This is a genomic window from Aequorivita aurantiaca (genome assembly GCF_030410135.1).
Taxonomy (GTDB): Bacteria; Bacteroidota; Bacteroidia; order Flavobacteriales; family Flavobacteriaceae; genus Aequorivita; species Aequorivita aurantiaca.
The window spans coordinates 344,425-369,083 of the sequence record NZ_JAUGQQ010000003.1 but is presented as its reverse complement, the minus strand read 5'-3'; the positions used below and the strand labels follow the sequence as shown (position 1 = coordinate 369,083).

At 40.9% G+C, this 24,659-nt stretch carries 17 protein-coding genes; 11 read left to right on the top strand and 6 right to left on the bottom strand.

From position 1 onward, the window contains the following. The first annotated feature begins 133 nt into the window (after positions 1-133). The 5 genes from QRD02_RS07495 to lepB all read left to right on the top strand — a co-directional run bounded on the left by QRD02_RS07495 (position 134) and on the right by lepB (position 4,841). Positions 134-904 (top strand): ParA family protein, encoded by a 771-nt coding sequence (locus QRD02_RS07495; RefSeq protein ID WP_290254313.1) that lies wholly within the window; start codon positions 134-136, stop codon positions 902-904. Next, positions 905-1,804 carry a ParB/RepB/Spo0J family partition protein gene (locus QRD02_RS07490; protein ID WP_290254312.1) on the top strand — a complete coding sequence of 300 codons (900 nt, stop codon included), beginning with the start codon at positions 905-907 and terminating at the stop codon, positions 1,802-1,804. It begins immediately after the preceding gene. After that, positions 1,794-2,375 (top strand): DUF5683 domain-containing protein, encoded by a 582-nt coding sequence (locus QRD02_RS07485; protein ID WP_290254311.1) that lies wholly within the window; start codon positions 1,794-1,796, stop codon positions 2,373-2,375. Before QRD02_RS07490 ends, QRD02_RS07485 begins: the two co-directional genes overlap by 11 nt. 6 nt (positions 2,376-2,381) lie before the next feature. Continuing rightward, the gene (gene dapB, locus QRD02_RS07480; protein ID WP_290254310.1) at positions 2,382-3,086 is read left to right on the top strand and encodes a 4-hydroxy-tetrahydrodipicolinate reductase; all 705 of its coding nucleotides are present in this window, start codon (positions 2,382-2,384) and stop codon (positions 3,084-3,086) included. A gap of 195 nt (positions 3,087-3,281) precedes the next feature. Continuing rightward, entirely contained in the window at positions 3,282-4,841 is a 1,560-nt protein-coding gene (gene lepB, locus QRD02_RS07475) for a signal peptidase I (protein ID WP_290254309.1), read from the top strand. Positions 4,842-5,009: 168 nt separating this feature from the next. Here lepB and QRD02_RS07470 read toward each other — a convergent pair whose 3' ends face one another. Next, positions 5,010-6,128, bottom strand: coding sequence for a PQQ-dependent sugar dehydrogenase (locus tag QRD02_RS07470; protein ID WP_290254308.1), 1,119 nt, complete (start codon positions 6,126-6,128; stop codon positions 5,010-5,012). Between the two features lie 327 nt (positions 6,129-6,455). Between QRD02_RS07470 and QRD02_RS07465 the strand changes: the two genes are divergently transcribed. The 4 genes from QRD02_RS07465 (at position 6,456) to QRD02_RS07450 (ending at position 15,674) form a co-directional block, all read left to right on the top strand. Beyond that, entirely contained in the window at positions 6,456-11,939 is a 5,484-nt protein-coding gene (locus QRD02_RS07465; RefSeq protein ID WP_290254307.1) for a CHAT domain-containing protein, read from the top strand. A gap of 164 nt (positions 11,940-12,103) precedes the next feature. Next, positions 12,104-12,595: an acyl-CoA carboxylase biotin carboxyl carrier protein subunit gene (locus tag QRD02_RS07460; RefSeq protein ID WP_290254306.1), complete on the top strand. Its 492-nt coding sequence runs from the start codon at positions 12,104-12,106 to the stop codon at positions 12,593-12,595. After that, positions 12,591-14,030, top strand: coding sequence for an acetyl-CoA carboxylase biotin carboxylase subunit (gene accC, locus QRD02_RS07455; RefSeq protein ID WP_290254337.1), 1,440 nt, complete (start codon positions 12,591-12,593; stop codon positions 14,028-14,030). The genes QRD02_RS07460 and accC overlap by 5 nt, the downstream gene beginning before the upstream one ends. A gap of 102 nt (positions 14,031-14,132) precedes the next feature. Beyond that, positions 14,133-15,674 carry an acyl-CoA carboxylase subunit beta gene (locus QRD02_RS07450; protein WP_290254305.1) on the top strand — a complete coding sequence of 514 codons (1,542 nt, stop codon included), beginning with the start codon at positions 14,133-14,135 and terminating at the stop codon, positions 15,672-15,674. A 1-nt stretch (position 15,675) separates the two neighbouring features. Here the strand turns inward: QRD02_RS07450 and QRD02_RS07445 are convergent, their stop codons facing one another. Further along, on the bottom strand, positions 15,676-16,959 hold the full coding sequence (locus QRD02_RS07445; protein ID WP_290254304.1) for a pepsin/retropepsin-like aspartic protease family protein: 1,284 nt from the start codon (positions 16,957-16,959) through the stop codon (positions 15,676-15,678). Then, positions 16,956-17,735 (bottom strand): Fpg/Nei family DNA glycosylase, encoded by a 780-nt coding sequence (locus tag QRD02_RS07440; RefSeq protein WP_290254303.1) that lies wholly within the window; start codon positions 17,733-17,735, stop codon positions 16,956-16,958. The genes QRD02_RS07445 and QRD02_RS07440 overlap by 4 nt, the downstream gene beginning before the upstream one ends. Before the next feature lie 345 nt (positions 17,736-18,080). On the opposite strand from QRD02_RS07440, the gene QRD02_RS07435 reads away from it, so the two are divergent. Then, positions 18,081-18,842, top strand: coding sequence for an exodeoxyribonuclease III (locus QRD02_RS07435; RefSeq protein WP_290254302.1), 762 nt, complete (start codon positions 18,081-18,083; stop codon positions 18,840-18,842). Between the two features lie 86 nt (positions 18,843-18,928). Here the strand turns inward: QRD02_RS07435 and upp are convergent, their stop codons facing one another. From upp to QRD02_RS07420, 3 genes are all read right to left on the bottom strand, one after another. Then, on the bottom strand, positions 18,929-19,585 hold the full coding sequence (gene upp, locus QRD02_RS07430) for a uracil phosphoribosyltransferase (RefSeq protein ID WP_290254301.1): 657 nt from the start codon (positions 19,583-19,585) through the stop codon (positions 18,929-18,931). A gap of 389 nt (positions 19,586-19,974) precedes the next feature. Further along, a complete protein-coding gene (locus QRD02_RS07425; RefSeq protein ID WP_290254300.1) occupies positions 19,975-22,104 on the bottom strand; it encodes a T9SS type A sorting domain-containing protein in 2,130 nt (709 codons plus the stop codon). A 2-nt stretch (positions 22,105-22,106) separates the two neighbouring features. After that, positions 22,107-24,023 (bottom strand): hypothetical protein, encoded by a 1,917-nt coding sequence (locus tag QRD02_RS07420; protein ID WP_290254299.1) that lies wholly within the window; start codon positions 24,021-24,023, stop codon positions 22,107-22,109. Positions 24,024-24,111: 88 nt separating this feature from the next. Between QRD02_RS07420 and QRD02_RS07415 the strand changes: the two genes are divergently transcribed. Continuing rightward, the gene (locus QRD02_RS07415) at positions 24,112-24,306 is read left to right on the top strand and encodes a hypothetical protein (RefSeq protein WP_290254298.1); all 195 of its coding nucleotides are present in this window, start codon (positions 24,112-24,114) and stop codon (positions 24,304-24,306) included. Positions 24,307-24,659: the final 353 nt, after the last annotated feature.

Below are 24,659 nucleotides of genomic sequence, written 5' to 3'. Positions count from 1 at the left end.
GGCAATTAAAAAGCTTGAAGCTTACAGCTTATAGCCTATAGCCTATATCCAATGTTCATTTTCTGTTAACAAAAATGATTTTCTTTCCACATAATTAATTGTACTTTTAACTGCTAAAATTTCAAGCAAATTAATGGGTAAAATAATTGCAATTGCAAACCAAAAAGGAGGCGTGGGCAAGACCACGACCTCAGTAAATTTAGCGGCCTCCTTGGGCGTTTTGGAGAAAAAAGTTTTACTTATTGATGCAGATCCACAGGCCAATGCCACTTCCGGTTTGGGAATTGATGTTGAAGGTGTGGAAATTGGAACCTACCAATTACTGGAGCACAGCGCCACAGCGCGGGAAGCGATTGTTCCCACCAATTCACCCAATTTAGAATTAATTCCGTCACACATAGATTTGGTAGCGATCGAGATCGAGTTGGTTGATGTGGAAAATCGTGAATACATGCTGAAAAAGGCGCTCGATGGTTTGAAGGAAGATTACGATTATATACTTATAGACTGTGCGCCATCATTGGGATTGTTGACTTTAAATGCCCTTACGGCGGCAGATTCTGTGATCATTCCCATACAATGCGAATATTTTGCGTTGGAAGGGTTGGGAAAACTTTTGAATACCATTAAAAGTGTCCAGAAAATACACAATGAAAATCTTGATATTGAAGGCCTTTTATTGACGATGTACGATCAGCGCCTGCGCCTTTCAAATCAAGTGGTGGATGAGGTGAAGAAACATTTTGACGAAATGGTTTTTGAAACAATCATTCAGCGCAACGTGCGTTTAAGTGAAGCGCCCAGTTATGGCGAAAGCATTATCAGTTACGATGCGGCCAGCAAAGGCGCCGATAACTACTTAAGTTTGGCGCACGAATTAATCAAAAAAAACGAAAGAGAATAAATGGCGAAAGCGACCAAAAAACAAGCCCTAGGCCGCGGACTTTCAGCATTGTTGAAAGATCCTTCCAATGATATAAAATCCGTTGCGGACAAAAATGCCGACAAGGTTGTGGGCAGCATCGTGGAATTGGAATTGGGCAGTATTGAAGTAAACCCATTTCAGCCCCGAACCAGTTTCAATGAGGAATCGCTTCGGGAGTTGGCTTCTTCCATTCGGGAATTGGGGGTAATACAGCCCATTACCGTTCGAAAATTAGATTTCAACAAATATCAATTGGTGAGTGGCGAACGCCGTTTCCGTGCTTCAAAATTGGTTGGGCTGGAAACCATTCCGGCATACATTCGCATTGCGAATGACCAAGAATCTTTGGAAATGGCTTTGGTTGAAAACATCCAAAGGCAGGATTTGGACCCGATTGAAATTGCACTTTCCTATCAACGTTTGATTGAGGAAATAAACGTAACCCAAGAAGAATTGAGCGATCGCGTAGGGAAAAACCGTTCCACAATCGCCAATTATCTGCGTTTACTGAAGTTGGATCCAATCATCCAAACCGGAATGCGCGATGGTTTTATAAGTATGGGCCACGGCCGAGCATTAATAAATATTGACGATTTAAGCGATCAGTTGGATATTTATGAAAAGATTTTAAGCCAAAATCTTTCCGTTCGCGATACCGAATCATTGGTGCGCGAATATAAGAATCCCTGGCAAAAGACCGCACCTCAAAAGACTGCCGCTCCACCATTCGCCAAAAAAGCTAAAAAGGAATTGACAGATATTTTTGAAACTTCCGTTGAGGTAAAGGTTTCAAAATCCGGAAAAGGGCAGTTGGTGGTTCCTTTCAAAAATAAGGATGACTTCGAACGAATTTTGAAGCTTATAAAGGGTGAGAAATAATTTCCTAAATATTTTTTTTTTAATCTTCGCCACGGCGCTGTTTGCGCAGACCACTGATTCCTTGACGGTAAAAAAGGAAGAAAGGGTAATTGTGTTGAACGATTCCCTTCTGCCAAAAGAGGAATACAATCCATTGGCGCCCGCAAAGGCAGCATTTTACTCTGCAGTGGTTCCCGGATTGGGGCAGGTTTACAATAAAAAGTATTGGAAAATCCCTATTATTTATGCGGGAATGGCGGCCGGGATTTACTTTTATAAACAGCAGGATGAGGAATATGACCGTTTCCGCGATGCTTACAAACGAAGATTGGCCGGCTATGATGATGATGAATTTCAGGGCATCTCTGATGATAGACTCATTAATGCTCAAAAATCCGCAGAAAAAAACAAAAGTATAAGCATCATAGTTACCGTGGCCTTTTACTTGCTAAATGTGATAGATGCCAATGTGGATGCACATCTGCGTCAATATGAAGTGAGCGAAGATCTTTCCCTGCAACCCAATTTTGATTACAATCAGTTTAATGCAAAACCGCAGTACGGGATGTCATTAACGTATCGTTTTAAGTAAAATATTATGAAAATAGCACTGCTTGGTTACGGAAAAATGGGGAAGACAATTGAAAAATTGGCTTTGGAAAAAGGACATTCAGTAGTTTTCAAAAGTACCAGCAATTCTTCCGAAGGAAATTTTGAGGATGCCGAGGTTGCCATTGAATTCTCTACCCCCGAAGCTGCAGTCACAAATATTTCCAAGGCATTGAAAGCTGGAATTCCGGTGGTTTCGGGTACAACCGGATGGCTCGAGAAATATCCTGAAATGGTAAAGCTTTGTGAAAATAGTAACGGAAGTTTTATAACGGCGTCCAACTTCAGCGTGGGAGTCAATCTTTTTTTTGCCATAAATGAATATGCCGCAAAATTGATTTCGCCGTGGAAGGAATACAATGTTTCGGTTGAGGAGATTCATCATCTCCAAAAGAAGGATGCACCTAGCGGAACGGCCATCACCATTGCAGAAGGAATTTTAAAACATAGTGATAAAAAGGATTGGAAACTTAATACTTCCGAGGAAAATAGTTTGCAGATCACCGCAAAAAGAGAAGAGGATGTAAAGGGAACGCATATAATTTCATACGATTCCCCAATCGATTCAATTTCCTTCAAACACGAAGCTCACAGCCGCGAAGGTTTTGCTGCGGGGGCAATTTTGGCTGCTGAATTTTTAAAGGATAAAAAAGGTATTTTTACAATGAAGGATGTTTTGGGGATTTACGAGTAAATTTCAAATTTCAAATTTCAAATTTCAAATTTCAAATTTCAAATTTCAAATCGCAAATCACAAATCACAAATCACAAATTCCAAATCACAGATTCCGAATTAACGAATAACGAATAACGAATAACGATTTGCCCTTAACAATTAACAAGTACTCTTTCAATCGAAAATAAAAAATAATAATAAAGAATAAAAACAATGAGTTGGACAGGTTGGTTTATATTTTTTTTGGTAGTTCAGGTAATCCATTTTGCCGGAACGTGGAAGTTATACCAAATAGCCGGTAGAAAAGCTTGGGAAGCTGCAGTGCCGGTTTACAACGCCGTGGTTTTGATGAAAATCATAAACCGTCCGTGGTGGTGGACCATTTTGCTGTTCGTGCCAATTGTGAACCTCATAATGTTTCCGGTGGTGTGGGTGGAAACCATCCGAAGTTTTGGCCGAAATTCCACGACCGATACGGTTTTGGTTTTGATAACATTCGGACTTTATATTTACTACATCAATTACACGCAGAATGTAACGCATATTAAAGATAGAAGCCTGAAACCACGTACATCAACGGGCGAGTGGGTTAGTTCCATTCTTTTTGCGGTGGTTGCAGCCACAATTGTGCACACCTATTTTATGCAACCCTTTACTATCCCCACTTCTTCTTTGGAAAAAACATTGTTGGTTGGGGATTTCCTTTTTGTGAGCAAATTCCATTACGGTGCCCGCGCCCCGATGACGGCCGTGGCATTTCCGATGGTGCATGATACTATTCCCGTTATTCATACAAAATCATACTTAACAAAACCGCAAATTCCTTATTTCAGATTACCTGGATTTCAGGATATAAAGCGTAATGATATTGTGGTTTTCAACTGGCCGGTTGATACGGTAAACGCATTTCAGCAATATGGCGATGGGAAATATTATTACAAACCCATAGATAAAAAATCCAATTACGTAAAAAGGTGTGTTGGCCTTCCGGGCGATTCTTTAGAGGTGCGGGACGGTTATGTTTTTATAAACGGAAAGAAGAATGATTTGCCGGATAGGGCAAAACTTCAGTTTTCATATGAAGTAAAGGTGAATGGCCAGTTAAATCCGGAAATGCTGCATAATAGATATAATATCACGGACCGCTATGGCTATCAGAATGGAACCTATATTTTTGGTGCTATTTCAGAAGAATCCTTGAATATGCTCAAAAACAATCCGAATGTTATTGAGGTGAAAAGATTGAACAGCGAAAAAGACCAATGGAATGAGGGCACTTTTCCAAACAATCAGCGATATGCTTGGAATAACGATTATTTTGGCCCGCTCTATATTCCGAAGAAAGGCGCAACCGTTTCCATTACCCCCGAAACCCTGCCATTATATAAGCGCTTAATTGAGGTTTATGAAGGCAGTGAATTGGGTATCGAAAATAAAATCACACAAGCCGGCACCGAAATTCTATTGAACGGCCAACTTCTTTCGGAGTACACCTTTAAAATGGACTACTATTGGATGATGGGCGATAACCGAAACAATAGCGAGGACGCTCGTACGTGGGGATTTGTGCCCTTCAATCACGTAGTAGGAAAACCTGTGTTCATTTGGATGAGCTGGGATGGCGTGAACAAAAAAGTGCGATGGGAACGTTTATTCACCACCGTGGGCGGTAGCGGAAAACCTGTTTCTTACCTAATGTATTTTGTGATAGCCGTTATCGGTTGGTTCGCATTTGATTTCTGGAGGAAAAGAAAAAAAGGAGTTAAGAAATAAGATTTCAAAGTAGACAAATCTTAGTCATTGCGTGTTTGCGTAAAGCTTTTCCATACACTATCCATACTTAATCTATGAAGTATCCATAGCTTTGGGTGGGCTATTATACGGGTGAACCTAGGGTTTCACTTCTGGTATAATGTGGAAAAATTAGAAAATCGGACGACATTATTCTGGCACCAATCTGAAAATTCCCTGTCCTTCCACTGCAATATAAATCAAGCCATCGGGTCCTATTTTCACATTGCGCACACGGCCAATATCCTGTGCAATTTTTTCGCGGGAAGTAACTTTTTCTCCATCCAATGACAGTAATTCCACATAAGCGAACTTGAGCGAACCCACTAAAAGTTTTCCTTCCCACTGTGGATATTTATTGCTGGTAACAAATGCCATCCCACTGGGCGCGATTGAAGGCGTCCAATAGTAAATGGGCGGCTCAATGCCGGGTTTTGTTGTTTGGTTCGTAATTTCGGAACCGCTATAATTAATGCCGTAAGTAACGATGGGCCATCCATAATTTGCGCGTTTTTTCACAACATTTATTTCATCGCCACCTTTTGGGCCGTGCTCGTGCAACCATATTTTTCCCGATTCCGGATGTTTTGCCATGCCTTGTGGATTACGGTTTCCGAAGGTATATATTGCTTTCTTGGCATTGGGTTCATCGTAAAACGGATTGTCCGTTGGGATGCTGCCATCGTCATTCAATCTATAAATTTTTCCGCCGTCACGGGTTATGTCTTGCGGATTTACATCGCGTTCGCCACGTTCGCCAATAGAGAAATACACGTAACCTTCATTATCAAATTCAATGCGAGACCCGAAGTGCTGCCCGGCCGTTGTGTTTGGTTCGGCTTTGTAAAGTTTTTCAATGTTTGTAAGCGAATTGTTTTGCAGCTTGCAACGGATCAAAGCGGTATTTCCGCCATTTCCTGTTCCTTCTTCTGTGGCATAGGTTATATAAATCCACCCATTTTCGGCATAATTGGGGTGCAGCTCAATATCCATTAAACCACCCTGCCCGCTGTTGTAAACCTCTGGAACGTTGGCAATTTCGGTCTTTTCGCCATTTTTAAAATGAATCAATCGGCCATCTTTTTCTGTAATCAACATACTTCCGTCGGGCAGCCATGTCATTCCCCACGGAATGGTAAGGCCTTTCACGGCTTCCTCAATTTTGTAGGATTGAGGCTCCGTTTTTAATTCAACGTCATTCTTTTTTTGCGGTTGCGCGCAGGAGATGGAAAAGGTCAAAAGCAGGAGAAATATAAACTTCATTTTCATAGATATTTTATTTCGAAAAAAGATACAGAAAATAGGGTTTAAAAATTAATCATCCGGGAAATTTTGGAAAATTCTTAACTATATTACCCCTACTTTGAAAAATTGAAGACGGAATTTCTTCCCAGTTTGAAAAAATAACGTAACTTTTTCAACTCCTCACAAAAGACCTCACATATATTTTAATTAGCTCACCTTCAATAGAATGATATTCGCTATTGCGAAATAAGTTCTATTTTAGTTATGTATTTAATCAACTGACATTGAATTAAGTACGCTCAAACAGCAGTATTTATAAGAAATTTTAAAAACTAACCAATCATCGATATTATGGAACCAATTAAAAAACTTGTGGTTTACGGCAAAAAGGAAACAAATGAAGAGGGGGCCGTAGTTTATAATTTGCAGGCCAGCAATAGGGATGTTGCCAATCAACATGAAATCCAACTTGCGGAAAACGATAAATTACTTGAATTGGTGCTTGATGACGGCACTTCTTGGATGTGCGACGCTTCCACCATGCACGAAGTTTTTCCCGAACTGGACCCAGCATTAAAGCCCGCGGGAAGTCGCGATTTGGAAGTGGAAATTTTTGTGATGCCGGCGGCTGTGGATGCGCCATCCACCGAAAGGGGAATTGTTGGCAAAATTGCGGTTAAACTTTTAAAGGTATTCGCCAAAAAAACCATTGGAAAAGGAGTTGCGGAAATCGCCCGAAAATTGGAGGATAAGCATCTGCAACATCAAACTGATCCACAAGCCATCCCTCAGAATTTATTGGAAACCGGTGCTGCCTTATTAACTGTTGACAAGAATTTCAAATTTGGAACTTTTGACGGAAAACCTTCCAATAGTCCTTTTTTCCTTTTTATCCATGGTACAAATTCCGACTCTTTTGGAGCTTTTCAAGCTTTGAAAAATACTTCTGTTTGGAATACCATCCATCAATTTTATGGCAAAAATGTTCTCGCCTTTCAACATAGAACGCTTACTGAAAGCCCTTTGCTAAATGTGGTAAAACTGGCCAAAATGCTGCCCGATAATTCAGTGGTACACTTGCTTACCCATTCCCGGGGCGGGATTGTAGGCGATATATTAAACAAATACAGCAGTAAAAATGACGAGGCTTCCCTCGGGTTTAACAGTCACCATATTGCTCTGCTCGAAAAAGAGGGCGATAGGGAACAGGACATTGAAAACATAGAGGCCCTGAATAAAATTTTTAAGGATAAAAAGATTACGGTTGCCAAATTTGTGCGGGTAGGCTGTCCTGCCGCCGGCACAAAACTGGCCTCCAAAAGATTGGACCATATTCTGAATGTGTTTTTTAATCTTCTGACCGTAATTGGTGGCGCGTTTGGCGATGTTTTAAAGGAATTGCTTTCTGCCGCCGTTGAAAGTAAAGATGACGTAAGCGTTCTTCCAGGCTTGGAGGCACAAAGGCCCGAATCGCCATTTATTAAAATCTTAAACGATCCCACACCCGAAACTGCAATTGATGGCAAACCGTTGGCTATTATATCTGGCAACGGAAGGGTTAGTTTTTCGGGGCAGGGTTTATTCGTGATCCTTGGAAAATTATTCTATTGGCAGCGAAACGACTTGGTGGTGAACACAGATTCCATGTATTTGGGGGCAAAACGCAAAAATCAAATTCAATATTTCTTTGATCAGGGCGATGATGTTAACCACGTAAAATATTTTGAAAACGACAAAACCAGGGAGGCCATAGAATTGGTGCTAAAAACTCCCGAAGGTGAACTTATTCCCGGGTTCAAATATTTTGCACAGGATGAAATTCCTGGTTCCGACCGGGCCCTTGTGGAGTCCGGGGAGTTATACCCTTCGCCATTCCCGCCCTCGGGCTCAAAGCCTATTGTTGTTATGCTGCCCGGAATTATGGGCTCCAACCTTTCGCAAAAAGACAAGGAAATATGGCTTCATTATGGCCGAATTCTCAGTGGGGGATTGGTAAATCTTGGGTATTCCAACGTCAATAAAATTGTAGCGGATTCCGTTGTAAAAACATCTTATTATAAACTGTACAAATGGTTGTCCGGCAAGTATGATGTGGTAGTATATCCCTTCGACTGGCGCAAACCGCTGCCCGAATGTGCCAATGAATTTAATACAAAAATTAAGAGTTTGCTCAAACATGGGCAACCCATAAAGATAATCGGCCACTCCATGGGAGGCTTATTGGCGCGTGATTTCATTTTGAACCACGACGATACTTGGCAAGAGCTAAAGGCTTCAAAAGGATTTAAAATGCTGTTTCTTGGCTCGCCTCTTGGCGGTTCATTCCGGATTCCTTCCGTGCTGTTCGGGGAGGATGCAATCATTCAAAAGTTAAGTAAATTGGATCTTTTCCACACCAAGGAAGGGCTTTTGAAAATGTTCTCCAAATTTCCCGGTATTTTGGCCCTACTGCCACTAAATACTGATGAAAAGAACGATTTTGCAAAAATGGAGACTTGGGAAAATATGCGAAAATATTTCGGAAAACTAGATTGGCCTTTACCTCAAAAATCTGATCTAGAATATTTTAAAAATTACAGAGATAATATTTTAGCAAAAAGAGACGCCATCGATTATTCCAACATGGCCTATATTGCCGGCAAGGACAAAATGACGCCCTGCGGCTATTATCTCGATGAGATTCCGCCGAAAAAACAACTATATTTCCTTTATACCAGCGAGGGTGACCAAAGCGTAACCTGGGAATCGGGAATTCCCAAACAGCTTATTGAGTCCAATGCGGTTTATTATTCACGCGTTACCCACGGCGCCTTGGCCAATGAGCCGGAACTATTTAATGCCATTGAGGAAATTCTGGTTACGGGCAAAACACAATTGCTCCGAAACACCAAACCGCTGTTGCGCGGCGAGGAAAAAATATTTAGAGCAGAACCCGATATCAATTTCGATTTGTCCGAAAGCGGCTTAGAAAAAACAATCTTGGGCTTCGGCGATTCCATAGAGCCGGTTGCCAGCCAAATACCAATTACAATAACTGTAAGCAATGGTGATTTAAGATATTCTGAATATCCCGTTGTGGCAGGGCATTTTTTGAATGACGGTGTGCTTTATGCCGAAAAATCCATAGATAGTTATTTGGAAGGAAGCTTAACGGCGAAACACCGCCTGGGGCTTTACCCCGGGGAAATTGGTACCAACGCCATTTTCGGCAAAATGAAAAATAGCGATTTTGAAGGGGCTATAATCGTAGGTCTGGGAGAACCGGACCAACTTACTTCCTTTCAACTTTCGAAATCCATTGAACATGGCGTTTTGAATTATCTATTAAGCATCAAAGGAACAACCATCCCCAAAAGAGGCATCGGGATTTCTTCATTAATCATTGCCTCTGGTTACGGCGGGCTATCTGTGGAAGGCTCGCTAAAAGCAGTTATTGATGGCGTGAATAGAGCAAATGAAAAAGTAAAAATGGTGTCTGACGAGGGTTATAGAACCGTCCAAAACATCGAGATAATTGAGCTATATGCAGACCGCGCGCTGAACTGTATGTACGTAATCAACAAAATAGCCAATAAGGAAAATTCAACCTATAATATTATAATCGGCAACAAACGAATCAAAAACCTATTGGGCATACGCAAAAGAACTCCGTTGGACAATGCCGAAGATTGGTGGAACCGAATTACCGTTAAATATAAAGAAGCCAATGAACAAACGGGTGAACCGGCCAGTATGATTTTTGGATCTTCCACGGGCGACTCGCGAGAGGAAGAGAATGAACTTTTCAGCAGTACCCCTTTAATTGATCTCTTCATTTCCGAAGCATCCAGCAATAATCAATGGTCTGCCTGTACTGCAAAAACCCTTTTCGAATTGTTGATTCCGAATAATTTAAAGGAAAAACTGAAGCGCAAAGGAAACATTTCGTGGATATTGGATTCCAAAACGGCTTCTTATCCGTGGGAATTGCTACAGGACAATACCACCAATGCCAAACCGCTTTGCATAAATGCCGGTATGATTCGCCAGCTATCCACAAAGGAATACAGGATAAACATTAAGCGCGTTGCCGAAAAAGGCGCTTTGATTATAGCCGATCCAATCCTCAATGGTTTCATTTCACAATTGCCGGGAGCAAAGGAAGAAGGAATGATGGTTAAGGACACCCTGGAAAACTTAGGCTATCCCACAACGCACCTTATCAGCACCGACGCCGAAAGTATTGTCAAGAATTTTTTCTGCAATGATTATTCAATAATTCATTTGGCTGGCCACGGCGTTTTTAACCCCAAATCGCCCAAAAAATCAGGAATGGTGATAGGAAAGGATATGTTTCTCACCGTTTTTGAAATCCAGCAGATGCCCGTAGTCCCCGAATTGGTTTTTGTGAACTGTTGCCACCTGGGCTATAGCAATGCCGAAGAAGAGCGTTTCTATAAGGACCGTTACAAACTTGCCGCCAACATCGGCACCCAATTGATCAGTATTGGCGTGAAGGCAGTAATCGCCGCGGGCTGGGCGGTTAATGATGCCGCTGCGTTGGATTTTGCCCAGGTTTTTTACAACAGTATGTTCTCCGGCGACAATTTTGGCGATGCAGTAAAAAACGCCCGCAACTATATATATGAAAAACATCCCGGCAACAATACTTGGGGCGCCTACCAATGCTATGGCGATCCATTTTTTAAATTGAAAGGAATCACCGCAGGGAAAGGCTCTTGGTCCCCAAGCTATATCGTGCCGCAGGAAGCCGAGATACATTTGGACAATTTGCTGAACCAATTGCAAATGGCGACAACTTCAGAACATGACCATTTGGCAGAATTACATACTATAATGAGGGCAGTGGATAGGGACGTTTTCCGCACGCCTCCCATTATTGAAAGAGTGGCCAAAATTTATCAAGAATTAGCAATGTATACCGAAGCTTCCGAACATTATGAGGAACTTCTAAAAATGGAAAAGGCGGATTTCTCCTTTTCGTGCATGGAAAAATACTGCAACACGCGAGCAAAAATGTACATTATGGAAATCTTCGAAAACGAAGAGGCCACTGCTGCAGCCAAAAAAGAAGCCTATCAAAAAACGGAAAGGGTAATTACAGATCTGGAAGTTCTGCTTTTTGCGGGTGAGACCGCCGAACGGCACAACTTATTGGGCAGCGCATACAAACGACTGTCAATGCTGGCAACGGACCATAAAAAGAGAATGAGCGCCTATAAAAACGCAATTTCACATTATGAACGTGCCTACACCAACAATTTGAATTCCAACAAAATTTATTCCCTTGCCAATTCCATTGAGCTCGCCTGTTTATTGGTTTTGAATGCGGCAATAAACCATGGTGGTGAATTTACGGTGGGCGGCAAAAAATACAAATTACGATCTGTTGCCGAAGCACAGCAATTACTGCTCGAACTGCAGAAACGATTAATTGAGAAAGCTGAAATCGAGGATCTTGATTATTGGAGCTTTATCGCGTTTTTAAATATCGATTTGTGCCTGCTTTTAATTATTGAGGATGAAAAAATTGAATCTAAATGGAATGAGGTTATCCAAAACTTCAATAAGATCTGGAAAAAAGCCGGTTCCGAAGCAAAAAAAGCAGCGGAATTGGAACATCTGGATTTCTTGACCCGTTCCCTAAACACAATAACCGATAGTCCCACAGAAAGTAGCAAGGCCAAAGCCGATTTGGAAAAACGTATCACGGATCTGCGGACCGCCTTGAGTGGTGTCCGAAAAAAAATTAAGTCGGAAAAAGCCACAATAGCAAAACCGAAAATAACGAAAGCAACTTCAAAACCTAAGGTAAAGCCGAAGCAGAATAAGTAATCATTCCGTTTTTACGTTACGATTAGTAAGCTTGTTAATATTGAATTTTGAGGCTTTGGCGGGATAATTGCATCTACCGCGCGGAGAGCAAAAAGCTCACTTTTCCATATTTTGAAGTTGGCATAATCATTCCACAAATAGTACCTTTATCGAAATTTCTATTTATGGAAGTAAAATTTAAAGTTGTTGTAAATGATAATTTCGAGTTCGCCTTGAGCTCTAATGATTTGAGCGCATTTGATTCCATTTCGGACACAAATAATTCCCACATAATTTTTAACAATAAATCCATTAAGGTTGATTCCATTCGATCGGATTTTCATAAAAGAATTTATACCATCGCCATTAATGGAAACCGTTATCAAACCAAAATTGAAAACCAATTGGATGCACGCATTGCCGAAATGGGTTTGTCGCTGGGCAATACTTCCGAGAAAGACGAAATCCATTCCCCCATGCCGGGCATTATTTTAGAAGTGAATGTAAGCGAAGGCGAAGTGGTTAAAAAAGGCGATTTCCTCTGTGTTTTGGAGGCGATGAAAATGGAAAACACCCTCACCGCACCACGGGACGGCATTGTAAAATCGGTAAATATTGCCAAGGGCGAAACGGTTGATAAAGGAAAATTGCTAATTGAATTAGAAAGGAATGATTAAAAAAATATTAGTTGCCAATAGGGGAGAAATCGCTCTGCGCATAATGAAGACCGCCCAAAATATGGGCATTAAAACCGTCGCCATTTTTTCCGAGGCAGATAGAAATGCACCACACGTAAAATTTGCGGATGAAGCAGTTTGCATTGGGCCACCGCCCTCTAACGAATCGTATCTTTTGGGCGATAAAATTATAAAAGTTGCCCAGGAATTAAATGTAGATGCCATTCACCCCGGCTATGGATTTTTAAGTGAAAATGCAGAATTTGGGGAAAAAGTAGAAAGGAGCGGAATGATTTTTATTGGCCCGAAATCGCACGCCATTCGCGTGATGGGGAGCAAACTGGCCGCAAAGGATGCCGTAAAGGAATACAATATACCAATGGTTCCCGGAACTGCCGAAGCAATAACCGATGTTTCCGTAGCGAAAGAAATTGCCAAGGAAATCGGTTTCCCGATTCTCATAAAAGCCTCGGCCGGTGGCGGCGGAAAGGGAATGCGAATAGTGGAAAATGCCCCCGAATTTGAGGACCAAATGAAACGCGCCATAAGCGAAGCCGAAAATGCCTTTGGCGATGGCTCTGTTTTTATTGAAAAATTTGTCACTTCGCCGCGCCATATCGAAATTCAGGTTTTGGCAGATAATTTTGGAAATACGGTTCACCTTTTTGAACGCGAGTGCAGCATTCAGCGCCGCCACCAAAAAGTGGTGGAGGAGGCCCCTTCTTCAGTCTTGACGCCCGAACTTCGCACACAAATGGGCGAAGCGGCAGTAAAGGTTGCAAAAGCTTGTGATTACGTGGGCGCGGGAACTGTGGAATTTCTGTTGGACGATAAGCACAATTTCTATTTTCTTGAAATGAACACGCGCCTGCAAGTGGAGCATCCCGTAACGGAAATGATTACAGGTCTAGATTTGGTGGAACAACAAATAAAGGTTGCCAAAAATGAAAAACTGGCCTTTTCACAGGAAGATTTAAAAATTACGGGTCACGCTTTTGAGCTTCGCGTTTATGCCGAAGACCCGTTGGATAATTTTATGCCGAGCGTTGGAAAACTGGAAGTATATAAACCGCCAAGCGGAAAGAATATTCGTGTGGACGATGGCTTTACCGAAGGAATGCAAGTGCCAATCCAATACGACCCTATGCTTTCAAAATTGATAACCTACGGCAAAACACGAAATGAAGCGATGCAAATCATGCTTAAAGCCATATCGGATTATAATATTGAAGGGGTTAGTACCACGCTTCCCTTTGGGAAATTTGTATTTGAACACGAGGCCTTCCGCAGCGGAGATTTCGACACTAATTTTGTAAAAAACTATTGGTCTGCGGATAAGTTAAAAGCAATACACCAAGAAGAGGCAAAAGTTGCGGCACTCTTCGCATTAAAACAATATTTAAAGGATTCAGAAAAACTGAGATTGCCAAAATAACTTCTCAGCGCAACTTTGTGAACTTCTGCGAAACTCGGTGTAATAGTTTTTCCGCAGAGATTCACGGAGAAAATCACAGAGGTTCACAGAGAAAATAAAACTATGAGCGACAACAATAAGAAATTGCAGCAAATACTTGCCGAGGCCAAATTGGGCGGCGGCGAAAAACGAATTGCAAAGCAGCACGAAAAGAAAAAACTAACCGCCCGCGAACGCGTGGAATACTTGCTCGACGAAGGTTCCTTTGAGGAAATGGGAATTCTCGTTACGCACAGAACTACAGATTTCGATATGCAAGATGAAGTGTATTACGGCGATGGTGTAGTTACTGGTTACGGTACAATCAATGACAGATTGGTTTATGTATTTGCACAGGATTTTACGGTTTTTGGTGGCGCACTTTCCGAAACCCACGCAGAAAAGATTTGCAAAATAATGGACCATGCGGTGAGCGTTGGCGCGCCGATTATTGGTTTAAATGATTCCGGCGGGGCGCGTATACAGGAAGGCGTTCGGAGTTTGGGTGGGTATGCCGATATTTTTTATAGAAATGTGCAGGCATCGGGCGTAGTGCCCCAGATTTCGGCTATAATGGGTCCTTGTGCTGGTGGCGCGGTGTATTCGCCCGCAATGACCGATTTCACTTTGATGGTGCAGGACAGCAGTTATATGTTTGTTACGGGGCCGAATGTTGTGAAAACGGTAACCAATGAAAACGTTACTTCCGAAGAATTGGGTGGCGCGAGAACCCACGCCACCAAAAGCGGCGTGACGCATTTCACCGCGGCCAATGATATTGTGTGTTTGGAACAGATTAGAACCCTACTCGGTTATCTTCCCCAAAACAATAAATCCGTAACCCAAAAACTTCCTTTCGACGTTGGTGACGAATTTCGGGAGGAATTGGAAACCATCGTGCCGGACTCTTCAAACAAGCCTTACGATATGCACGACGTAATAAAGGGAATAATTGATGCCGATTCATTTTTCGAAGTGCATAAGGATTACGCCGATAATATTATCGTGGGTTTTGCAAGGCTTGGCGGTAGAAGCATCGGGATTGTTGCCAACCAACCTATGAGTTTGGCGGGCGTATTGGACGTGGACAGTTCCAAAAAAGGGGCGAGGTTCACGCGTTTCTGCGACTGTTTTAATATTCCCTTGTTGGTGTTGGTGGACGTTCCGGGTTTTCTGCCGGGGACCGATCAAGAATGGAATGGAATTATTTTGAATGGCGCAAAATTGTTGTACGCTTTAAGTGAAGCAACCGTGCCGCGAGTTACTGTCATCACCCGAAAGGCGTACGGAGGCGCGTATGATGTAATGAACAGCAAGCACATTGGAGCCGATATGAATTACGCCTGGCCCACGGCCGAAATTGCGGTGATGGGAGCGAAGGGAGCCAGTGAGATTATTTTCAGAAAAGAAATTTCCGAATCTGCGAATCCTGAGCTGAAACTTTCGGAAAAGGAAGCGGAATACGCCGAAAAATTCGCAAATCCGTTTAAGGCAGCGCAACGCGGATTTATAGATGAGGTAATCCAACCTCGCGACACACGCAGAAAACTATTGAAGGCTTTTGCGATGCTTGAAACTAAAGATGTGCCGCGACCCAATAGAAAGCACGGGAATATTCCGTTGTAGTTTAGTTCAATTTCAAAAACATTTTTTCAAAGTTTAGGGTGAGGGTGTCAAATTGTTTAACCACATCTTTGCCCAAATTGCCATAAACACCCGTCTTATCATTTAAGTGTTCCTCAAAAAGTACGCTGGTATTTTGAAGGGTGAAGTTTTTCCCAGAAATATTTCCTGAGAAAGGAATTTTATAATTTCTAAAAATTTTAGTTCCACCGGCTCCGCCTATTTTGGAAGAATCGAGGGTTGTGGAATTTAGAATTTCAGTGTTATTTTCCTTAAAATAGGTATAGTAGAGCATAGTGTCTGAGGCGCCCGTGTCAAAAGTAAAAGGGAGCGACTTTCCATTTTTCATAACTTCAACAACCGGTGTAAGGAAATTTAGCGCCATATTTTTTGTAGGGTTTTCGGATTGCATTTTTGGAATATAAAATATAGAGTCCTTAACGATGCTAATTTCCGTTAAGGCCTCAATAACCGGGAAACCAATGATTATTTCTATAGCATAGTTGGCTTCCGGAAAACTTAAACTTGCCTCGGGAAACACCAAAAATATAACGTTTTTAAGTGTCGTGCTTCCAAGCTTTAAAGTTTCGGCGACCGCTATTTTAGAATCCACTTTGTTCCCAGTGATCGCTGTAACTTTAAATGTGCCCAACAAAGTTTTCAATCCTGATTTGAGCGCAAGGGAATCTGTGATTACTGAAAAATTTGCGCCCGTGTCAAATACTGCCGATTGTGTACTAAGGCCTAATTTTACAGGAATTCGGGAGAGTCCGGCAATGTCTTTTGTGATTTGCAAAGAGGTTTCATTTATGGAAATGGTTTGCTTTGGAACATTTTCAAGAATATTGAAAATTTTTCGGTTGTTTTCAATATCCGTTCTTTCTTCCTCATCCAAAACGTTGGAAAAAGCAAGAATCTTTTCAGAAATTTCCAAGGCTTTTTTATAATCATATAACAGCACACTGTTGTTCATTTCAATTTCCAGTAATTGGATTTTCGTGGAATCCGCAAGTTGGTTTTTGTGGGTTTCGAAGAGTTCCTCAATAGCCGCATTTGAAGTTTCTTTCTTATTGAAAACAGAGTTTAACTTTGCGCTTATGATAAGACGCTCCGCTTCGGAAAGTTTCGGTTTGCTTTCCTCAAATTCATCCGTAAGTTTAAAATATTGATGGGTTGTAAAAAGATAATTTAGTCTAGTAAAGTGACCGCTGGTGGTGCGGGGGTGCTGAAGATTTCCGCAGGCTGCAATTAAAAAAATCATCCAAAAATACAGGGTGCGGTGTTTCATAATTTCTGACATCCCTCACAAAAATAAGTACTCCTTCCTCCAATCTTTATCATTTTAATCTTCCCCTTGCAATTAGGACAGGCGTCCCCTTCGTCTCTGTGGGATTTTAACCAATTGTCCGGAGATTTTTCGCCTTCATCTATTAATTGGGTAGCTTTTTTTAGCACTTTTGTGATATTGCGGTGAATAGAATTGAGCTCTGTTTTGGAGAGATTGGAAACTTTCTTTTTGGGATGGATGTGGCTTTGGAAGAGAATTTCATCAGTATATACATTTCCTATCCCTGCAATTTTATGTTGGTCCATCAACACACTTTTTACACCGGCGGACTGCTTTTCCATCAAATCCAAAAACTCTTTTTTGGAGATGGAAAGGGCATCGGGGCCCAGCTCGTGTTCTTTTTGAAATTTTTCTACACTATCAGCTATCCACACTTTTCCGAATTTGCGCGGGCACACGAATGAAAAGTGGGTGTCGTCTTTAAAATGGAAAGTAATAATGGCGTGCTTGGGCAATTTGGGCTGTGCGGAAAAGTCCAGTTTGCCGCTCATCCCAAAATGGAGAACCAACCACTTATTGGAATCGCTTTTTGCAAAGAGATATTTGCCCAATTGTTGGGTTTCGGTAAAAGTTTGGTCTTCAAAAATTTCCTTAAATTTTTTCTGGGCCGCCTGTAATGGTTTTGCGGCTCCAAAGCTTATTTTCCTCACTTTTTTATTAAGTAGTGCTTTGTCAGCAAACTTTTTAGCGTGTGCTATTTCTGGTAGTTCTGGCACTGTTTTTCTATTTTTAATTATTGATTTCTATAAGCTAGAAATCTATAAATGGTTTATTTATAAGGGTATTCGTTTCCTTTAAAAGATTTCCATCAGAATAGTTTTTAATCCTGATCTTCTAAATTAGGATATTATGGCTAGAAAAATAAGGATATTTGCATTTGGTTGATGGATCCGTTATAAATAGCTATATACTTGACCATCTTTCACAGCGATTTGATTATTATTTTCATTGGAATGAATAACTGAAGAAGGGGAAATTGTAAAATTATGATGCCTCACATTCACATATATTATTGCAGAATTAGAACAACTTTAGGATATTTACAAAAATGAACAGCGGCTATGAAAATAATCTCTTGGAATATAAACGGAATACGAGCGATAACAAAAAAGGATTTCTTTGAGGATTTTTCAAATCTCGCGCCGGATATTCTATGTTTACAGGAAACAAAGGCGCAAGATGCGGAAGTTGCCGCAGCTTTGACTGGAATTTCAGGATATCATCAATATTTTAATTCCGCAACGCGGAAGGGCTATTCTGGGGTTGCCGTATTGAGTAAAAAAGAACCGATTGGAGTTACTTATGATATGGGCGTGGCGGAGCACGACAATGAGGGCCGGGTAATTTGTTTGGAATTTGCCGACTTCTTTTTGGTGAATGTGTACGTGCCCAATTCGGGACAGGAATTGGAAAGACTGGATTATCGAAAGCGCTGGGATGCCGACTTTAAGAGCTATCTAATGAATTTGCAACAGACAAAACCCTTGATACTATGCGGGGATTTGAATGTGGCGCATCGACCTATCGACCTTAAAAATGACAAGGCCAATTACAACAAATCGGCAGGTTACACCCAAATTGAAATTGATGGCATGGATAATTTGCTGGGCACGGGCCTTGTGGATACGTACAGGTATTTTCACCCTGAGAGCGTTGCCTATACTTACTGGAGTTATCGATTTAGGGCAAGGGAACGCAATAGCGGGTGGCGAATAGATTATTTTTTGGTGAGTGAAACATTGGTCCAGAAGATAAAAAAAGCCGAAATATTATCTGAATATTACGGTTCCGATCATTGCCCAATTATGCTGGAAATTAAGTAGGCTATTCGTTTTTGGATATCTTGATTCAAGACTTTTAGATGCGCATGGTTTTTAAAAACTTCATTTATATTTGCATCGCTGCGGGATTAATCAAGTCTTGGGCCGTAGCATAGATCGCCGGCATCTCCCAGACCGGGGACGATATAGCCTCGTTCATTAAGGGCATTATCCACTGCGGCTATCCAAAGATGGGTATTTTTCGGAAAAATTTTGGCGGCCAGTTCAATTCCCGGTTTAGCGCCAATAATAGATATTATATGAATTTGTTCGGGTATGCCGTGGGTTTTCAGGGCTTTTAGTACATTTTCAAGCGTTTTTCCAGTGGCAAGCATGGGATCGGCTAAAATTAAGGTCTTCCCTTCGATTGAGGGAGCTGCCAAATATTTCACATTTACCTCAAAATCATCGCCACCATTCGGATGATATCTATAAGCCGAAATAAAAGCATTTTCCACACTATCAAAGTAATTTAGAATGCCATGATGAAGTGGAATTCCCGCCCTTAGAATGGAACACAGCACAATTTCAGAAGTGGGAGCATTAACGGTTTTTTCGCCTAAGGGAGTCTTTATTACTTTGGAATTGTATTCCAAAGTTTTGCTCATTTCATAACAAAGAATTTCCCCCACGCGTTCCACATTTCTTCTAAAGCGCATGGAATCCTTTTGGATGGAAACATCGCGCATTTCCAAAATAAACTGGTTTAGGATTGAGGTTTCGTTGCTAAAATCGTGGACAATCATTTTCTGAGTGAATTTCTACGAAGTTATAAAATATGGTTTTTTATTATGATGATTTTTTACTTTTTGTGGGTGTGAATGGATTTTTGGATTGCTGGATTGTTGGATTATTAGATTTTTGGATTTTTGGATTTTTGGATTTTTGGATTTTTGGTTGCTTCAGTTGTGCCTCTTTCGCAATGACCTTTGTTTGATGTTTAATTGTTGAATCGTCTAATTGTTAAATGTTTAAGCAGCACTGTCATTGCGAGCGCAACGAAGCAATCCCATGAGGCTGCTTGTTATCATGATAGGAACTACACCTCAGCGGATTGCTTCAGTTGTGCCTCTTTCGCAATGACCTTTGTTTGATATTTAATTGTTTAACTGTTGAATTGTTGAATTGGTTTCTATCAGTTTTTTATAATTTTCTTGATATAGTGTGCATCTGTACCATTAACCCTTATGTAATAGACTCCAGAAGCGAGATTTTCTAATGATATTTCAGTGGTTTGGTTTTCTGTTTTCAGGTCTATTTTTTTGATAACGCTTCCATGGGTATTCATAATTTCCGCGGACAGTAAATCAATGCTGTTTGTATTGACTAATACCAATATACCATTCGTTGGGTTAGGATAAAAAACAAGACTATTTTTTAGATTGTTTTCTTCAACGCCCAGAATTTCTTCTACTATTAAATCAAAGGTGCAGGTAACTTCATTTCCGGCGGTATCCATACCGGTTATTTCAATAGCGGTTGTGCCGGGGCCAACCAAGGTTCCCATTGGTGGCGTTTGTCCAGAGAATGAGGAATCGCAATTGTCTGTTATAGTCAAGCCAAGGGTTGCCACATAATCTGGAATGGTGAATGATTCTCCCATTGGAATGAGCTCCGTAATGGGGGCTGTCGGGCAGTTTGTTATAGTAGGTGCTTCATCATCTACTATAGTAACAATAGCGGTACAGGTGGACACTTGGCCAATATTATCTGTTACCGTAAGGGTTACTTCCGTTTCGCCTAAATCATCGCACGTAAAGTCAGTTACATCGATGCTCATGGTTATATCTCCTTGAAGGTCGTAAGAGCCGTTATCAATATCGGCAGGGGTTAATGTGAATTCTCCATTTGCATTTAAAACTCCCGTGAAATCTGTGCACACAGCAGTTGGAAAACTATCGGGGGCAAGGCCGCATAAATCTACCAGACTTTCTATGGTGGTTAAGTCTGTATTGGTTGTTACGAAAGCACGGGTGTTTTTTAATGGCTCATATTCAATATTGCCTAAAAAGATAGGGGTGTTGTTGATTACAAATGCCTTTAAACCAGAACTTTCTTCATCAATAAATTCCGTATCATAGGTTACCGTTAGGTCATTCATTTTGGTTCCATTCTGGCCATTAATTTTCATAATGCCCCAAGCGCCCGGACCGTAATTTGCATCGCCATAATATCCGGTTGCAAATATGTTGCCGTCACAATCAAAATCGAAGGATAGAATTGCTTCCTTATCGCCCGTGCGAGGTGTACTTTGCCCAACAACCGTCATATGCAAATTGCTGGACCATTCAATAGCGGCATTTTGAAGATTGACTTTTACGATATGGAAATAGGTAGAATTACCCCCAACTAAAAGATGGGCTAAGCTAAAATACATACTGTTATCGTGAAAATGAAAATCGGATACCCGCTCTTCATAGCCCACATTGTTGATGGACCAGGTTTCACTGCCGTCAAGACTGTTTATTTTAAAAAGATCGGTGGTATTGGAATTGATGCTAAAAGCATAAATCTCATCCAAATTATTGATATATAAATTACTCATTTCCTCCATGGAAGCCACCCCATTTTCCCAATGGTAATAATCATTTTCCCAAATAACGTTTTTAAAATCGAGGCCGTTCACCTTTCGTAAAGAGGTGCGGTAGGGGCTATCTGCATTGTCGCGTCTAATGAAGGAGTGGTACATGTTGCCCTTGGAGTCCTTCACCATTTTCAGGGAACTTAAGGTTTGGTTGGATTCATAAATCAAATCGGCATCACCACTCAATTTTTCAAACATAATAACTTCCCAACCTGAAATGTTTCCGCCATTGGTATTTCTTTTCGGATTATAAAAAAGGAGTCTATCACCATCATAATCTATCAACCCGGCGGGGGAATCCCGATCTGATACATAAATTTGGCTTTCCCATAAAATAGTTCCTGCTACCGGATCAATTTTTAAAATTTTTTTGTTGGGCGAGCTATTATGATGCGTCTGCGGAATGGTTAGCAGGGCGTATAAAAATCCATCAGAGAATTCAAAAAGTTCAATATATGTTAAGTGGGTATAGCCATCAATATCATCCTCAATACGCCAAACTTCTTCGCCAGTTAAATCTATTTTTGAAATAACTGGGATGTTGGGGGTGGCATCGGCAACCTCGGCACTTATAAAAATACCATCTGTGGTTTCCAAGGAATCAAACAATATATCACAAGGCGCCTGCGCGAAACCAACAAAGGAAATTAGGGAAACGATTGTGGAAATTAGATATTTCATAATTAGTCGAGTGTAATTGAGTTAGTAACCTGGCACCCCTGCGGCCCTGTTGCGGTAACCGTATAGGTGCCCAACTGGTCAACGGTGATTACGTTTGTTGTTTCCCCAGTGGACCACAGGAGGGTGGTGCCATGCATAAATGGAACAATAAGATTTGTGTCGGTTTCGCATTCACTGTTTTCAGTAAAGATGGGAAATTCCTCCAACTGAAAAATGTTTAGGATAGACTTATGGTCATTACTATAATTATTGTCCAATTGACCATTTGGGTTGCTTAAAAAGAATTCGATTTTGGCATAATTCGTATTGCCCATGATGCTACAGTTTGTCACATTCACCAACACTGTTTCAGTGGAGGGAATATTGATATTATAACTGGCAATATTGCCGCGGTTGCCATTGATGGCGCATTCTATTTCGAAGTTTGTAATAGTGGTGGCGCTATTATTTTTTAAGGCCAAAACAACATCAGAAGTATCACACGGGGCCGTGGTGGGGGAAACAATTTCCACCAGCTCAAGATCCATATAGGTATTGGGGTCCTGGGTAAATTCATCTGCCCCAATATCGGGGGTTGAAGGATTTCTGTTTTCGCCATCAATATCATGAGTTACCTCTGCAATGGGTACGCCTGCTCCATCCAAAAGAAAGGCATTTGGCGTATGAAAATCTGAGGTGGAGGTATAAACATCCCGAACTACTTTGCTATTGGCTTCCTTTCCTGAAAAGCTTTTCCAATCCTGCAGGTCAAAATATTCCCAAGTATAACTGTTTTCCAAATACACGATGGCATCTTTTTCTTTACTGAAGGCATTGTGGTTTGCGGTTAGCTTATTCAAATCCAAGTTTTGTCCCACAAGTAAATTAGGCGATTCACTATCTGTGTGGAAAATGTTATTTTGAAGATTAACACTCACCAGTTTTGTATCGCCAAAAACCCCCAAACAATGGCTGCTGTTGGAAGCGAAGGAATTATTGGCGATGGTCATATTGTCAAAATCTGACGTTGCCAAACTTGCCATTTGCGCTAGGAAATTGTTTATGAAAATTAAATTTCCGGCCTCCACGGAGGAATTGTTTATATAAGTGGTATAGCCACTAGGGCCGGGATATTCTGAATTGGTAACGTACATTTTATTGCTGCTTATTGTGGTGGTGCCGGACAGAATGGTGGTGTGTAGCGTTCTATATTTTACGTTTCCCGTAAAGGTGTTGTTATGAAAGGTTAGATCATTCACGCGTTTCAGGTGAAGCGGGGTAATCATTGTGCCGGAAAAGATATTGTTTGCAATGGTTACAGTGTTCGCAAAGCCTTGGTTAGTAAGGCCTTGTTTAAAAATAACTGCGCCAATGGTGCCAAAATCGTTATTGGAAATTGTTAGATGGGAAGGGTTTGAAATCAACATAAAGGTATGTGTAAATCTGTTGGTTTCATTGCCGTTGAACGTTTCTGAAGTCAAAGATGACGACCCTCCCACAAATTTACAATGCGAAATGGTTATATGTGAGGTTGTAGGCCCTAAAACATCAAAAGCCCGTCTAAACAGATTGGAATTTGTATAGGTGTCAAGTTTAAGATGCTTAAACGTAATATACTGGGCGCCATCGCGCACCACGAATATTTTGTTGCCTTTTACGGTAACATTTTCCGCATTTAAACTTTCCGACTGAAAGGTTACCGTATTGGCGGCAGAGGTACCGGCGATGGCGGTAATATTTATATTTTGTTCCGTATAGGTGCCATCCTTTATATTGAAAACAACAGGCCCAGAAATTCCAACGGTGGTAAGGTCTGTCACTGCATTTTTGATGGTGGTATAATCTGAAGGGGGACCGCCAATTACATAGCTACCATTCAATTGGGCAAAGGCAAAATTGGCGACCAAGAAACAGCATGTGAGAACGTAAAATTTCTTCATAAAATCGGTATAGGAATTTTGTTGATTGGGTTTTTTTGGGTTCGCAATATATTAAAATTTTGTTAATAACATAGACATTGGAGTTGGCATGGTGAAGCCTGCCCGAATGCCGCAGGTAGTTCCATTGGAAAGTATACAGCGGGCCCTGGATGACAAGGCAACTACTCTGTTAGAAAAACTGGAGCAGTCAAAAATGGTTCTTGAGGAACCGTTTTTTTTGCGCCTCCATTATCATAAAAAAGATAGTCAAAACCACTATAAAAATGGCAATTGCACTATTTAAAATGATGTTCTGACTATTTAAAATGATATTCTGACTATTAAAAATGGTGTTCTGACTATTAATAATGATATTCTGACTATTAATAATGATGTTCTGACTATTAAAATAGATGTTCTGACTATTAAAAACGATGTTCTGACTATTAATAATGATGTTCTGACTATTAATAATGATTTTCTGACTATTAATAATGATGTTCTGACTATTAATAATGATGATCTGACTATTAATAATGATGATCTGACTATTAATAATGATGTTCTGACTATTAAAATAGATGTTCTGACTATCAATCACGATATTTAGACTATTAAGACGAACATTTTCACCATTAAAATTGAGAGAAACTTGGA